Raw genomic sequence first — 13,130 nt, 5'->3', positions numbered from 1 at the left:
GGTGCACCGATGAAACGGATATGGATCACCTCCTTGAGCGGGTCGGAAGATGCGGTCAAGCCCCTGCCGGCCGAACTCAAGACCTATGGGATCGAGGCCGGCGCGCATCTCTGGGTGGACGACGTCGAGAAGGCGGCCTGGATAGAGGCGAGAGAGGTCCTGGTCGATCCCCGGACGGCCCTGTGGGCGATCCTGGGGAGCGGCGAAGCGTTTTCCACCCCCAGCGTGCGCTATGGCCTCGCCCTGCTGGCGATCACCGTTCAGGCAAAACGAGGACGAGGATTCCCCGTGGCGCTGTTCGTGAGCGGCGGCGCGGCACCCCCGGCGGACACCCTCCCCACGCCGCTCAAGGGGGCCCAGGTGACGGCCCTCCAGGGGGCGAGCCCGGCGGCCAAGATCGTCGCCCGTCTGCACTCCGCTCCCCCGGCGGCGGCCCTGGCGGATTACCGGATCGAGGTGCATGCGTCCCCCACCCTCGGAACCTGGTTCGAGGCGGGGCCGGTCGAGGCGCCCTGGGAAGGGGCCATGGCAGGGATAGCCGGACCGGCCGAGATCACCTTCCAGGCCGTCGGGCCGAGGGGGAGCCTCCCCGAGCGATCGGTTCTGTCCTACCCGGTCAAAGGGATGCAGCTGGCGCTTCGGGAAAGGTCCTACCTGGCCTGGGCCGTGCAGAACCGCCTCGATTCCGAGGCGTCCTATTTTTTCAAGGTGCAGGGGACAGCCGATTCCATCCTGTTCGGTCCCTACGGTGCCGGGGAATCGGCCAAGGTATTCGTCATGGACTTCTGACTCCGTCGGGAAGGTAATCTTCAGGCGCCCTCGCCCACGGAACAGCCTGTTTCAAATTCATCAAGAAGGTGCCAGGCGCAGACACGTTTCGAGACCTGAAACACAAACCGTTCACTGATCCGATCACCATGAGACCCTTAGAAGGATGAACGATGAGGATGCCATGAAAAAGACACTGCTTTGCGCACTGGGATGTTGGGTGGCCTTGTTGCTGCCGCCAGGCGTGGCAGCCGCCCCAGACGCCTACCAGCCGGCGGTGGCCCATGACCCCGTCAACAACAGCTACCTATCGGTATTTGCAGACGTCTTCAATGCCACGTCGAGCATTTACGGGGAGCTCCGGGACGCTGCCGGAGAGCCGGCCGGAGATCCAGTCCGCCTCTCTGGAATGGACGGCGCGGTGATGCGGCAGTTCCCGGCCGTCGACCGCATCAGCGAGAACGGGCATTTCCTGGCGGTCTGGAGCGAATCCGCTTTCCTCCCGGATACCAATATACGGTACTGGCGGGTCCTTGGACGGCTGGTTGCCCCGGACGGCCTGCCCCTCGAAGGGAGGATCCCCATCACAGGATACGTCAGTCAGGGTGAAATGGCCCCGCAGGTTGCCTGCAGCGACGGCCTATGCCTCGTCGTCTGGCAGACTCGGGCCTGCTACAGCCTCGGTCCCACCCAGATCTGCAATCAGGCGATTGCGGCCCGCGAAGTGGATGCGAACGGGACCTTGGTTCAGGAGGAGGCCTTTCTGCTGACACCGTCCAACGAGGAGGTACGCCTACAGGCCTTTCCGGCCGTCGCCTGCGACCCCGCCAGCGGCCGCAGCCTCGTCATATGGCAGGATGACCTGAACGCGGACTCGACCGGCTGGGATATCCACGGTCGTCTTGTCGAGGCCGGCGGGGCACTGATCGGAGATGAACGGATCCTCACAGCGGCCGATGCCGACCAGACCCTGCCCGCCGTGGCCTTCGACCGGCTGGGCGGCCGTTATCTGGCGGTGTGGACGGACGGACGCAATGCCGAGGCACGGGGTGCCGACATCTTCGGGCGTTTGGTCGGCTCTGAAGGCGATTTGATCGGGGACGATTTTCCGATCTCCGACACGGCCGCTGAGGCCTTCGATCCGGCGGTGGTTTTCCTCGAAACCGGGCGGCGCTTCCTGACCGCCTGGCAGGACGACCGCGGGGGGGAGCTCACCGGTTGGGATGTCTACGGCCGGTTCCTGGATGCCGAGGGCGCGGCGGACGGTCTCGAGATCGCCGTCGCAGCGACCGGCGGCCGCGATACCCGGCCTGCCCTGGCCTACAACCCCCTGGACGTGAGCGTCCTGGCAGCCTATGAAACCGTCCAGGACGACGTCCCGGTGCAGGCATACCGGGTCATCTCCGCGCGCAAGCCGCCCACCGCCGCGGCCGGACCTGACCAAAGCGCGGAAGAAGGCTCATTGGTCACCCTGGACGGAAGCGCCTCCGCGCCGTGGGACCCGGCCGCCCCCATTGTGTCCTACCAGTGGATTCAGGTGGGGGGCCTGCCTGTGGCCCTGAGCGGCGCAGAATCCGCCGTGGCGTCCTTTACGGCGCCCCTGGGAGGCGCCCTGGGCCGTTTGCTGGCCTTCCTCCTGGTGGTGACCGACTCGGCTGGTCTTCAGGGTGCCGACATGGCCCTGGTGCGGGTGACAGACCTGCCGTTGCCGCCCGTCGCTGAGGCCGGACCCGATCAGTTTGTCGACGAAGGAACCAGGGTTACCCTGGATGGATCGCTCTCACGCCCGTCCGATCCTTTCTATCCCATCGCGGCCTTCAGGTGGCGGCAGACGGGTGGCACCCCTGTGAGCCTGTCCGGAGCGGAAACCGCCATAGCGACCTTCACCGCCCCGATGGTGCCTCTTGAAGGGGCCAGGCTCGATTTCGAACTGGAGGTCCGCGACGCCTCCGCTCTGGCCTCTTCGGATACGGTGACCATCACCGTGGATGACCGAAGCCCGAGGACCTTCAGGCTGACCCTGCCCTCCGGTGCCTACTCGGAGGTCGGCTTTCCGGTCGAGGCGGACCCGGATCTCCTGCATCAGATCACGGCACAGCTCGGGCCATACGATATTAAGCGCTTCAGGCTTTTCCGCTGGGATCCTGAGACCGGTAAAAACATCGAAATCGTCGGCCCGGGGTGGGGGGCCGAGCAGGCCTGCGTTCCGGGACGCGGTTACTGGGCGATTGCCCGCGACCCGGCCACGCTGGATATCACCGGCACACCGGCCTCCATCCGCCGGCCCTGCAGGGTCCTTCTGCACCCGGGCTGGAACCAGCTCGCCGGCCCTTTCTTCTTCGATGTCGGCTGGAACGACCGGATCCTGGTCAGCGACGGGACAGAAGAGTCGCTCATCCCTGTCACCGCCGAGGAAAACACGTTGACGAGCCGGGTGATCCTGGAATACGACAGCGCAACGGGGCAGTATGCCATCGCTTCGGGGCTGCGGATGGGACGGGGTTACTGGATCGAAAACCTGACCCCCGAGGATGTGGAACTCCTGATACCGCCGGAACCTGCGGCACTTTCGAACGGCTCGAAGACCACAGAAGCGGGAATGGGCACCTATGACGGTCCTCCGCCGCCCCTGCCGCCCGAAGGCCTGGGGAAAACACGGCGCCGCCCCTGACCGGATCCATCATCCGGACAGGAGGAGCCGGCAATGGCGTCTTCTGCAATCCGGAAAGGAAGATGCTTGGGAGATGCTCATAGGATCAAACTGTTTTACCGAGAAGACCTGCAAGCCGCCCCACGAGCAACCGGGCGGATGAGGCGCAGACAGGCTTGAAAAGTCCCTTCCGTATGGAAGTTGAAATCAAGTGCACAGACCAATAAATCCAGACAAAAAACGGTGAGGTCCCCACATGCATAAATGCAGCAGAAAAGCGCTGGCAGGATGCGTCCTGATCCTGCTGATGACCGTATCACCGGCATGGGCCGGACACGTCATCACGGAAGAGGAGCGGCTGTGGGCCAGAGAGGCCCTGCAGCAGGAAAAGGCCCTGGCGGCATCGGCTGCCGCCTCGGACACGATCGCGGTGCTCAACTTCGCCAACCGGACCGGGGCGGCGGAACTCGATCCGCTCCAGAAGGGGTTGGCTGTCATGCTGATCACCGACTTGACGCAGGTCTCATCGCTCCGCGTCGTCGAACGCGTGCGCATGCAGGCCCTGGTGGAGGAGCTGGGACTCGGGGTTTCAGGATTGGTGGAGACCGGGACGGCGCCGAGGGTGGGCAGGCTTCTCCGGGCCCGCTGGCTTGCCGGTGGGGGCATGACAGCCGACCGTGCCCCTGTCATCGACATCCGGGCCGACGTCCTGGAAGTCCCGGACAGCCAAATCCTGGGGCAGCCCGCCGCGCAGGGACCGTTGGCCGAGTTGTTTCGTATGGAAAAGGAGATCCTCTTCGGGATCCTGGCCCTCCTGAAGATCGAACCGTCGACCGAAGAAGAGGAGGCGCTGCGGCGGCCCCTGACTATCAGCCTCGAGGCCTTCCTGAGGTTCGCCGAAGGGATCGATGCCAGCGACCGCGGGCTCTATCCCAAGGCCGCCGAGCTATATGAAAAGGCCCTGGAAGCCGACCCCGGCTTCGGTACGGCGGCCGAGGCGCTCGAAGAGTTGAGGTCGCTCGGGCTCATCCCGCCGAAGCGGCGGAGCGGGGCCTTCCTCCGTTCGCTGCGCGACCGGACCTCTCTGACCGACCGTCTCTCACCCGACGAGGTGATCCGGCGCGAGCGGACACCCCAGGATCTGGACCAGCTGCCCCAACCGCTGCCCGAGCCGCCGCCGCCGCCTGAGCGCTTTCAGCCTTGACGCGAGGGCTGAGGAAAGATCTCCCCGAAAGGGGGGAAACCCGTCTCCACCAGGGAAACAGCCTCTGAGAGCAAGCGGAGTCAGAGGAAACGATCATTGCAGGTCGCAACCCAAGGCTATTCAGGAGGAAGAAATCTGCCATGAAAGCCCTAAAGATCGTCATCGGGATCCTGTGCCTGGTCAGCGTATGGTGCATCATCGGACCGGCCTCTGCGGCGGAGTTCGAATACACCCTTCACACCGGCTTTCACTTCGACCTGTGGCGGAGCGATGCGGATGAGAGCGGTTTTCAGTTCCACACGCCCATCGAGGTTGCCGGCCGCTACGATGCGTTTTCCCTGCGGGTGCTCAGCGCCGTCATGTACACCGAGACATCTCCCGAAGGCAGGGATGACGTGTCCGTCTCGAATTTCGCCGACACCAAGATCAATGCCTCCTACGAGATCATCGGCCGCTTCCCGGTCGATATCCTGATCGGGCTCGATCTGAACCTTCCCACGGGCGAGACCCGGCTGAGCGCCGATGATCTGCTGCTGTATCTGGACCCCGATCTCGTTTCCATCACCCAGCTCGGCGAGGGTTTCAACATCAACCCGACGCTCGTCCTCGGCAGGGAATGGGAGCGTTGGGCGGCCGGCCTGGGGGCTGGATACGTGTGGCGCGGAAGCTACGACTACAGCGAGGAGGTCGAGGACTACGACCCGGGAAACATCTTCACCCTGTCGGCGGAGGTCCACTATCTGCTGACATCCGCCTGGCAAGCGCGGCTGTTCGCCCAGTACGCCGATTACGGCCAGGACACGGTGCGGGATGCGGCCTTTTATGAGGAGGGGGACTTCATGATGATCGGCGTGGGCTTGGACTATTCGGCCGGTCCCTGGGAGACCTCCGTCAGTCTGAGAAGCATCCAGAGGGCCAAAAGCCGCTTCGACGAGCCGTCGGGCGGCATTCTGAAGGAGGAGGCGAACAGCCACGGGGACGAATGGGTGGCGGACCTCTTCTGCCGGTATGCGCTCGATTCCCGGACCACGCTGAAAGGGCTCGCCCAGTTCCTCTCGATCGACGCCAATGATTACCCTCGAGGGGAGGATCTTTACGTCGGCGAGCGCCAGAAATTCGCCCTCGGGCTCGCCGTGGCCCGACAGTTCCTGGCCAACCTGAGTGGAGAGGTCGGGGTCAAGGGCTTCATCGTGGACGATGACGAGACCTGGTACCACCCCACAAGCGGCCGGCGTTACCGCGGGTTGAGCGCCGCCGTCACTTTCACCGGGACCTTCTGACCGGAGCGGCCCGTGCAAGCTCGGCCGCCGCCTCCCCGGCGGCGCCGAGCCATGCCTGGATATCATGGCCTGCCGCACTGCGCTCCGCGGCCGCCAGCACTCTGCCGGTCTCCACCTCCACCAGCCGCAGATCGATCCGGGCGGTCCCCTCGATCACGAGATAACTGCCGAAGACCATCCGCTGCGCCCCGGCGATCCGCCCGAGGCGCAGTCGTGTTTCTTCATCCGCCAGCTCTCCCGAGCCCAGGTTCAGTTCCTCCAGGATGCGGACCAGCCGCTCCCGCTCGATCACCTGGTAGCCGCCTTCGACATCCAGGATCTGGATCACCCGGCCGGCGAGGGCCTCTCCCAATCCCGGGAGGGCCGACCCTTCCGGGCCGAGATCCTCGAGGTCCCAGACCGCCACCGCCGGCGGCCCGAGGGGGGCGGGAGGCGCTGCTGCGGCGCAGGCACCCAGGATCAGGGCCAGCGCATAGGCCTCGATCCAGATGCGGAACCGAGGCCGAACCACGCCGCCTTTTGAATGCGGGGCCGTCTTCCGCGCCGAACCCGTTTCAGCGCGCGCCGCCCAAGGATCGGGGCCGTGATGATGCCTAACGAGTCTCACGTGCAGGCCCTCCCGTTTCCTGCACCTTGTCGTCGGTCTTGAGCGGCCGATCCTGTTCGAGGACCCGGGCGTAGGCGAGGTCCGGCTCGATCCGGGTCACCTCGAGTTCGCCTATGGTCCGCTGCGCGCGTTGGAGGAGCCTGCCCTTGTATTCGACCGGGGGCTGCTCCTCGACGGCGGCGAAGCGCGTCCCGAGGACCACGCCCTGCTGCGCTCCGAGGTTGATCATCACCTCGTCACCGGCGGCCTCGACCACATAGCCGCGCAGCGGGTATTTCTCCATGACGGTCTCGAGGATCTGCCGGCTCAGCTGAAAAAAGGTCTTTTGGAAGGCCGGACCGGGCTGGACCTCGGCGGTGAGGATCCGGGGGATGGCGGTGGTCTCCGTGTCGATCAGGCGCAGGTTGAGGAGCGAAGCACCGGGAAGGTGGTTCAACGTCCCGGTGCCGATGAGCTTGACCGCCATGATGCGCCCCAGGCGCGATGCGGTTTCCGGGTCGGCCAGCTCGGACGAGCCCAGGTTCAGTTCCTCGAGGACCCGCTCGATCAGAACCCGCTCGATCACCCTGACGCGGCCCGAACGGTTGAGCTGCTCGGTCAGCCCTTCGGCGAGGACGATCGGAAAACCGTCGCGATCGGCCAGCCCGCCCCTTTCCTGCATATCCACGAAACTCAGGACCATCGGACGGGAGGTCCATGCATCGACCTCCTCGACGGGTGCAGCCTTCTGTTGACGATATCGTTCGGCCAGTTCCTTCACGAGCGCATCCACCCGCCGGCTGCGTGCGGCATCCCGCTCGAGATCGAGGCGCTCCTGGGCCTTTCGCGCCAGCACCGCGGTAAAGACATCGCTCTGGTCGAGCGTGAGGGCTCCCTTATAAGCCTCCAGGGCCTTGCCCCATTGCCCCTCCCGCTCATACGTGACGCCCTTGTTGGCCGTGGCCTCGACATAGTAAGGGTCGAGTTCCACCGCTTGGTCGTAAAGCTCCCGCGCCTGAGGATAGCGCGCCTGGGCGGCATTGAGACGCCCGAGACGGTTGTGGGCGACCGCCCGCTGGAAGGGCGGGGCCTCCTCCTTGCGGGTGGCCTCCTGGTATTCCTTCTCGGCCTCGGCATGCCTTCCCTGGCTGTAGAGGACATCTCCCTTGATGACATGCGGATAGGCCCGTCCGGGCGCCTTCTGCGTCACTTCGTCGGCCAGCTGCAATGCCTTTTCCGCCTGGCCCTGCCGTGCATACACCGCCGCAAGCCCTTCCTTCCCGACCGCCCCGGCTCGACCCGTCTTCTGCGCCAGGCCGTCGAAGGTCTCGGCCGCCTCCTCCAGTTTGCCCTCCTTCAGTGCGGCATACCCCTGGACCACGCGGGCATCGGTATTCGCGGGGTCTTTCGCACCGGCCTCCCCCCCGAGGGCCCGGGCAAGCGCCGGCTGTCTGGCCTGCAGGGTGCGTTCGGCCAGGCGGGTCAGCATGACCTCGGTGGTCCGGCCGCCGCCCTGGAAATAGTCGAGGACCTTCAGCTGCGGGCCGAGGATGTAGACCGTCGGCAGCACCACACGCGCGTGGTAAAGGTCGCTTACGCCGGAGGTGTCCGGCAGGAGCGGAAATCCGAGGCCTCGGCCCGCCGCGAATTCAGCCACCTTCTGTGCGGGGGAAAGCGTGATGCCCCAGACCGTCAACCGGGCCTCCCGGTGCTGCCTGGTCAGGCGATCCAGGGTCAGAAGACCTTCCTGGCTGGGGCGGGACTCCACATCGAAAAAATAGAGGATCACCATCGGGTGGTCCTTTACGGCATCGAGCGCATGTGAGGCGCCCTCGACGCTTTTTAGGGCAAAGCTCGGGGCCCTTTTCCCGGGGGGAATCTGGGCCGGGACAGCGGCAAGGCCGCCCCCCATCAGCACCACCAGGGCCGCGAGGGAAACGATCCATCCTGTTTTCAATTGCATGCCGTCACCTCCTCCGACGCTTCAAGGTTGTCCTTCTTCCTCCGGCAGGAGCCGCACGGAGAGCGGAGTCTCTCGCGCCTCGGCGAGCGTCAACTGGGCCTCCCAGGCGTGGAAGCCCTTCTTCTCGACGAGGACCTCGTAGGTCCCCGCCGGGAGATCGAGACCGAGAGGGGTCTCTCCCCGATAGGATTGATCGACGAAGACCTGGGCCCCTTCCGGGAAGCTTTCCACCACAAGGCGCGCCTGGGGCGGCACCTGTTCAGGGGTCGTCTCCTCGACCGAAGGGGTCTGCTCGACGACCCCCTGCTTCTCTTGAGGAACCGGTTCCTGTTTGAGAAAATGATACCCCAGGGCCCCCGCTGCACCGAGAACCAGGGCGACCAGCACGATCAGAAGCGGCGTCGGGCGCCCTATCCCTTTGCGCTGCACCGCCCCGCCGGAACCTTCCCGAACCGTAACCTCGGAAGGCGCACGGACGGAAGGCGGGGTGGAAGCCGCAAACACCGGAGGTTCGACAGGGGGAACAGGCGGCGGGACCAGAGCCTTCAGGCCTGCCTCGAGGGCGGCCGCCATCTCCGCGCCGGTCTGGAACCGCGCTTCGGCCGGTTTCTGCAGGGCCCGCAGGATGAGCGTCCCCAGCACCGCAGGGACCGCCGGGTTCTCGGCAACGGGGTCCACGGGCTCGTCCTGCGTAATCGCCCTGAAGATGGCGGCCAGGTTCTCCCCCCTGAAAGGCCGGACCCCCACCGCGAGTTCATAGAGGATGACGCCCAGGGAATAGAGGTCGGAGCGGCCGTCGACCCTCTGCCCGATGACCTGCTCCGGGGACATGTAGACAGGGGTGCCGAGGATCTCGCCTGCCTGGGTCCGATACTGAATGGAAGGGTCCTCGATGTGGGCGATGCCGAAATCGGTGATCTTGACGGCCCCCCCCGGCATGACGATGATGTTGGAGGGTTTGATGTCCCGGTGTACGATTCCTTTGCGATGGGCATGATCGAGCGTCTCGGCCACCTGGACCCCCAGGTCCACGATCTCGTCCAGGGAGAAGGGGCGCCGGCGCATCAGATCGCTCAGGGCCTCGCCCTCGAGGTACTCCATCGCGATATAGACCGTGCCGTGGTCCCGCCCCACATCGAAGACCGTCACGATATGGGGGTGCGGCGACAGCCGCCCCATGGCCCGGGCCTCGCGGAGGAAGCGCTCCACGAAATCCTCGCTGACCAGCCGGTCCTCGCGCAGGACCTTCACAGCCACCAGCCGATCGAGATCGGGATCATAGGCCAGGTAAACCACCCCCATCGAACCCCGCCCCAGTTCCCGCTGGACCTCGAAGCGCCCGTATCGCATGCGGCTCAACCCTCGTTCAGAAAGGCAAGGATGGTTTCGAGCGGAATCAGAAAACCGACCGAATCGGTTCCCCGGTAGCGGCCTTTGACCATGCCGACCAGGTTGCCCTGGACGTCGAAGACGGGGCTGCCGCTGCTGCCCGGATAAATCTCCATGCGAACCACCCAGAGGGGCTGACCGTCGACCTTTCGCGGCGGGCCGTTGACCGTTCCTTGAAAGACCGTCCCGCTGAGTCTGAGGGGGCATCCGATGGAATAGACCCGCTCGCCCATCCCGACGAGGCGGCGCCCCTCGCGCGGCGACACCCCCGGCGGTGCCTTCCCCGCGACCCGGACGAGGCTGAGATCCCGATGCGGTTCCAGCCTGACCGGAAGCCCCTGCAAAACCCTTCCATCGTGGAAAACCACCTGAACGCCATCGCCCCGCCCCAGGGCGTGCGCGACGCACAGGATCAGACCTCCACGGTCGAGCACCACGCCCGAGATCTGGCTCTGCGCAGCCCCCTCCCCAACCCGGATGCACACCACGGATTCGATCCTCGAAAGCACCGCAGCAGGGATATCCCTGTTGGAAACCCCTGCCGCCGGTCCTGTTGAACCGCCCAGATATTCCGTGACGAAGCGGTCAAGGGCCGCGGCCCGGGCCGGATCGGGATCACCTCCCCGGGTGAAAACCGCCAGCAACTGGGAACCTAGGGGGGACTGCGGGCGCAGCCGGATCTCCCATGCCTCCTCCCCCTTCCGGGCATCCAGGCGACGGTACCCCATGGCGAGGGTCGCCCCCCCGACCTCGAAGCCCGAACGCTCGAGCCATCCTGTCACGACCGCTTCGAGTTCCGCCGCCGGCAAGGCGTATGACTGCCACCCATTCTCCGCACGCAGATCCCGTGGCGTCAGCCCGGGGAAAAACACCTCCAGGAAAAACAGGCCAAACGCCAAAAGAGTCCTGAGGGTGCGGGCATCGGCTCCGAAGGTCGGCAGCCGTGCGGCCTTCACCGCCCCGGCCGAGGGCGCTGCCGAAGCCCCGCGGCCCGGGTTCATCCCACCACCTCGCAGAGGACCACCGTGACGTTGTCCCTCCCCCCCGCCGCGAGCGCCTCCTCGACCAGCCGGTCCACCCTGGTCTGTACAGAGCCCCCTGCGGCCAGGATCTCGTGGACACGGGCATCATCCACCATGTCGGTCAACCCGTCCGAACACAGCAGGAAACCATCCCCCGGCAGGATTTTCCCTCGAATCAGGTCGAGTTCCACGGCCTCCTCCCCGCTCACTGCACGCAGGATCACATGACGCATCGGGTGGGTACGCGCGGCCTCGGGGGTGATAAGCCCCTGCTCCAGCTGCGCCTGCACGAGGGTGTGATCGCTCGTCAGTCTTGTGAACTGAGCATCCCTGAGGCGGTAGGTCCTGCTGTCTCCCAGATGCCCCAGGACGAACCCGTGCGGGTGGAAGGCGAGGAGTTCGGCGGTGCATCCCATGCCGAGATGGGCGGGGTTCCGGCGGATGTGCTCGCGCACCCGTTCGTTGGCAGCCTTGAAGGTCTCCCGGACGGTTTGAATGACATCTTTTTCGGAGAGGGGTTGTGCGCTCTGGAAGATCTCACCGGCTGTTTCAGCAAAGGTCCGGCTGGCGACTTCGCCGGCCGCGGCGCCGCCGATGCCGTCGGCCACGAGGCAAAAGCCGAGTTCGGTGGAGATCAGGAAGGTGTCCTCGTTGTTCCGGCGTTTCAGGCCGATATCCGACTTGCCGGCCCATGCCATCCTGCTCATCGGTCTCCCCCTCCTTGCAGCGCAGGCATCGGGTGCACGTGAACATACGGCGGGAAGGTTTTCCTCCGCGCGGCGGGCGTCTGCGGCGACCATCCGTTCGCTGCATGCAACGATCACCCAAAGCGCCAACCACCCGGACACGACATAAATCAGCTCTTCTTCGACTCTACCCGAATTCCTGGAAAAGAACAATCATTTCTAAAAATTACCCGGTACCGGCAACGCTTGCCGCTTGACAACGAGGGGGCTTTCCAACATATAATTCAGAGACCGCCCTATGTTTGCAGAGTGAAGATCAGCGCAGCAGGGGACCTTTTGCCTGTTCGGTTTTACCCTGCTGGCGGCCTTGGTCCACTCGGGGATCCAGGGGATTCAGCCGTCTTTCGATCCCGCGACAGGCCGCTCTTCAGCGCTCCACACATGCGAGGTCCGGGTGAGCCCATGCAGAAACCGCCGCTTATCACCGTTCAACTGGTCCACATCCAGGGGCCGCGCAAAGGCGAGATCCAGGAACTCGACGACCCGGCCATCCTCTTCGGGCGCAGCCCCGACTGCCAGGTGTCCTTCCCGAAGGACCTCTTGATCGTATCCCGCAGACATGCTGAAATCCTCCGCGAAGGGAACCGCTTCAAGCTGATCGATCACAGCACCAACGGCACGTTCGTCAACGGCAAACGGGTCAAGGAGGCTTATCTGAAGGACGGGGACGTTCTGCTCTTCGCCGAAGGCGGACCCAAGGTGAGTTTTCTGACCCGCATCGCCGACGCGCAGCCCGAAACGGGCAGCCTTGCGGGGGCCGGCGCTGCGGCGGTTCCGCCCCAAAGACCCGTGGAGCCCTTCATCCCCCCTGTGAGGCCTGAAGGATCGACGCCCCATGCCGATGTCTCCGGGCCGGACGTGTTTCCCGGGCGACCGGAGGCCGGTCAGGCCCCGGCGGAAGCCCCCACCGGCCCATACCATCGCGGCCCGGGCCTTCCCGAGGGGGAGGCGCCACCGGAGGCCGCCGCCCCACCATCCGCAGGCACCGGTGCACCCTTTCGGCCGAGTGAGCCTTCTCCACCCGTAGCACCCCCGCAGCCCCACCCGGCTCCTCCTTCGGGCGACATCCCGGTGCAGCGCGTGCGCGCGCCCCTGACGATCTTGTACGGCCCAACCCTGCGGACATTCAACGAACTGCCGGTCATCCTGGGAAGCGGTCCGCGCTGCGACCTCATCCTGCCCCTTCCCGGGATCCTGGAAGAGCACGCGCTGTTCTTCCACCATGCAGACCGCTACTGGGTCAAGGACCTCACCGGCCGCGGCACCCTCTCCGTAAACGGACAGCCGGTCCACCCGCAGGCGGTCCTGGAGCCGAACTGCATCCTTCGCCTGACCCCGCAGGGTCCGGCATTCCGCTTTCTGGGCGAAGGACGGCTGGCCGAGTTCGAGGCGCCGGCCTTCCGGGAGCCTCAGGATTCTCCTGCGGAAATCCCCGGCGGCGCCCCTTCCGAGCCGCCGGATAAATCCGGCAAGGGCCCGCGCTCCATCCTGAAAAAGTTCTGGAGCCGCTGACCGTCCGCAA

General features: G+C 65.5%; 10 protein-coding genes. 5 read left to right on the top strand and 5 right to left on the bottom strand.

The window, feature by feature from the left end:
* The first annotated feature begins 9 nt into the window (after positions 1-9).
* The 4 genes from H567_RS0108090 (at position 10) to H567_RS0108075 (ending at position 5,902) form a co-directional block, all read left to right on the top strand.
* Positions 10-789 carry a hypothetical protein gene (locus H567_RS0108090; protein ID WP_028321012.1) on the top strand — a complete coding sequence of 260 codons (780 nt, stop codon included), beginning with the start codon at positions 10-12 and terminating at the stop codon, positions 787-789.
* A 163-nt stretch (positions 790-952) separates the two neighbouring features.
* Positions 953-3,439 (top strand): PKD domain-containing protein, encoded by a 2,487-nt coding sequence (locus tag H567_RS0108085; protein ID WP_153306096.1) that lies wholly within the window; start codon positions 953-955, stop codon positions 3,437-3,439.
* A 235-nt stretch (positions 3,440-3,674) separates the two neighbouring features.
* Positions 3,675-4,622, top strand: a complete 948-nt coding sequence (locus tag H567_RS0108080) for a CsgG/HfaB family protein (protein WP_028321010.1) — start codon at positions 3,675-3,677, stop codon at positions 4,620-4,622.
* A gap of 140 nt (positions 4,623-4,762) precedes the next feature.
* Positions 4,763-5,902: a transporter gene (locus H567_RS0108075; RefSeq protein WP_028321009.1), complete on the top strand. Its 1,140-nt coding sequence runs from the start codon at positions 4,763-4,765 to the stop codon at positions 5,900-5,902.
* On the opposite strand, the gene H567_RS0108070 is transcribed toward H567_RS0108075, so the two are convergent.
* From H567_RS0108070 to H567_RS0108050, 5 genes are read right to left on the bottom strand one after another with little or no spacing between them, the layout of a single operon-like run.
* On the bottom strand, positions 5,886-6,509 hold the full coding sequence (locus tag H567_RS0108070) for a CsgG/HfaB family protein (RefSeq protein WP_028321008.1): 624 nt from the start codon (positions 6,507-6,509) through the stop codon (positions 5,886-5,888). The genes H567_RS0108075 and H567_RS0108070 overlap by 17 nt on opposite strands.
* The gene (locus tag H567_RS0108065; protein ID WP_028321007.1) at positions 6,496-8,451 is read right to left on the bottom strand and encodes a tetratricopeptide repeat protein; all 1,956 of its coding nucleotides are present in this window, start codon (positions 8,449-8,451) and stop codon (positions 6,496-6,498) included. Before H567_RS0108065 ends, H567_RS0108070 begins: the two co-directional genes overlap by 14 nt.
* A 21-nt stretch (positions 8,452-8,472) precedes the next feature.
* On the bottom strand, positions 8,473-9,801 hold the full coding sequence (locus H567_RS27065) for a serine/threonine-protein kinase (RefSeq protein WP_051184618.1): 1,329 nt from the start codon (positions 9,799-9,801) through the stop codon (positions 8,473-8,475).
* A 5-nt stretch (positions 9,802-9,806) separates the two neighbouring features.
* Positions 9,807-10,841, bottom strand: a complete 1,035-nt coding sequence (locus H567_RS0108055) for a S1 family peptidase (protein WP_028321006.1) — start codon at positions 10,839-10,841, stop codon at positions 9,807-9,809.
* On the bottom strand, positions 10,838-11,569 hold the full coding sequence (locus H567_RS0108050; RefSeq protein ID WP_028321005.1) for a PP2C family protein-serine/threonine phosphatase: 732 nt from the start codon (positions 11,567-11,569) through the stop codon (positions 10,838-10,840). Before H567_RS0108050 ends, H567_RS0108055 begins: the two co-directional genes overlap by 4 nt.
* Positions 11,570-12,010: 441 nt before the next feature.
* On the opposite strand from H567_RS0108050, the gene H567_RS0108045 reads away from it, so the two are divergent.
* Positions 12,011-13,120, top strand: a complete 1,110-nt coding sequence (locus H567_RS0108045) for an FHA domain-containing protein (protein ID WP_028321004.1) — start codon at positions 12,011-12,013, stop codon at positions 13,118-13,120.
* Positions 13,121-13,130: the final 10 nt, after the last annotated feature.

The sequence above is a fragment of the Desulfatiglans anilini DSM 4660 genome (assembly GCF_000422285.1).
Classification (GTDB): domain Bacteria; phylum Desulfobacterota; class DSM-4660; order Desulfatiglandales; family Desulfatiglandaceae; genus Desulfatiglans; species Desulfatiglans anilini.
The sequence above is the reverse complement of the archived record's forward strand: the minus strand, read 5'-3'. Positions and strand labels throughout refer to the sequence as shown.

Excerpts from the sequence above, each read along its gene's own strand:
- H567_RS0108090 (WP_028321012.1), top strand. The coding sequence starts at position 10 with ATGAAACGGATATGGATCACCTCCTTGAGCGGGTCGGAAGATGCGGTC.
- H567_RS0108080 (WP_028321010.1), top strand. The coding sequence starts at position 3,675 with ATGCATAAATGCAGCAGAAAAGCGCTGGCAGGATGCGTCCTGATCCTG.
- H567_RS0108050 (WP_028321005.1), bottom strand. The coding sequence starts at position 11,569 with ATGAGCAGGATGGCATGGGCCGGCAAGTCGGATATCGGCCTGAAACGC.
- H567_RS27065 (WP_051184618.1), bottom strand. The coding sequence starts at position 9,801 with ATGCGATACGGGCGCTTCGAGGTCCAGCGGGAACTGGGGCGGGGTTCG.
- H567_RS0108065 (WP_028321007.1), bottom strand. The coding sequence starts at position 8,451 with ATGCAATTGAAAACAGGATGGATCGTTTCCCTCGCGGCCCTGGTGGTG.
- H567_RS0108075 (WP_028321009.1), top strand. The coding sequence starts at position 4,763 with ATGAAAGCCCTAAAGATCGTCATCGGGATCCTGTGCCTGGTCAGCGTA.
- H567_RS0108085 (WP_153306096.1), top strand. The coding sequence starts at position 953 with ATGAAAAAGACACTGCTTTGCGCACTGGGATGTTGGGTGGCCTTGTTG.
- H567_RS0108055 (WP_028321006.1), bottom strand. The coding sequence starts at position 10,841 with ATGAACCCGGGCCGCGGGGCTTCGGCAGCGCCCTCGGCCGGGGCGGTG.
- H567_RS0108045 (WP_028321004.1), top strand. The coding sequence starts at position 12,011 with ATGCAGAAACCGCCGCTTATCACCGTTCAACTGGTCCACATCCAGGGG.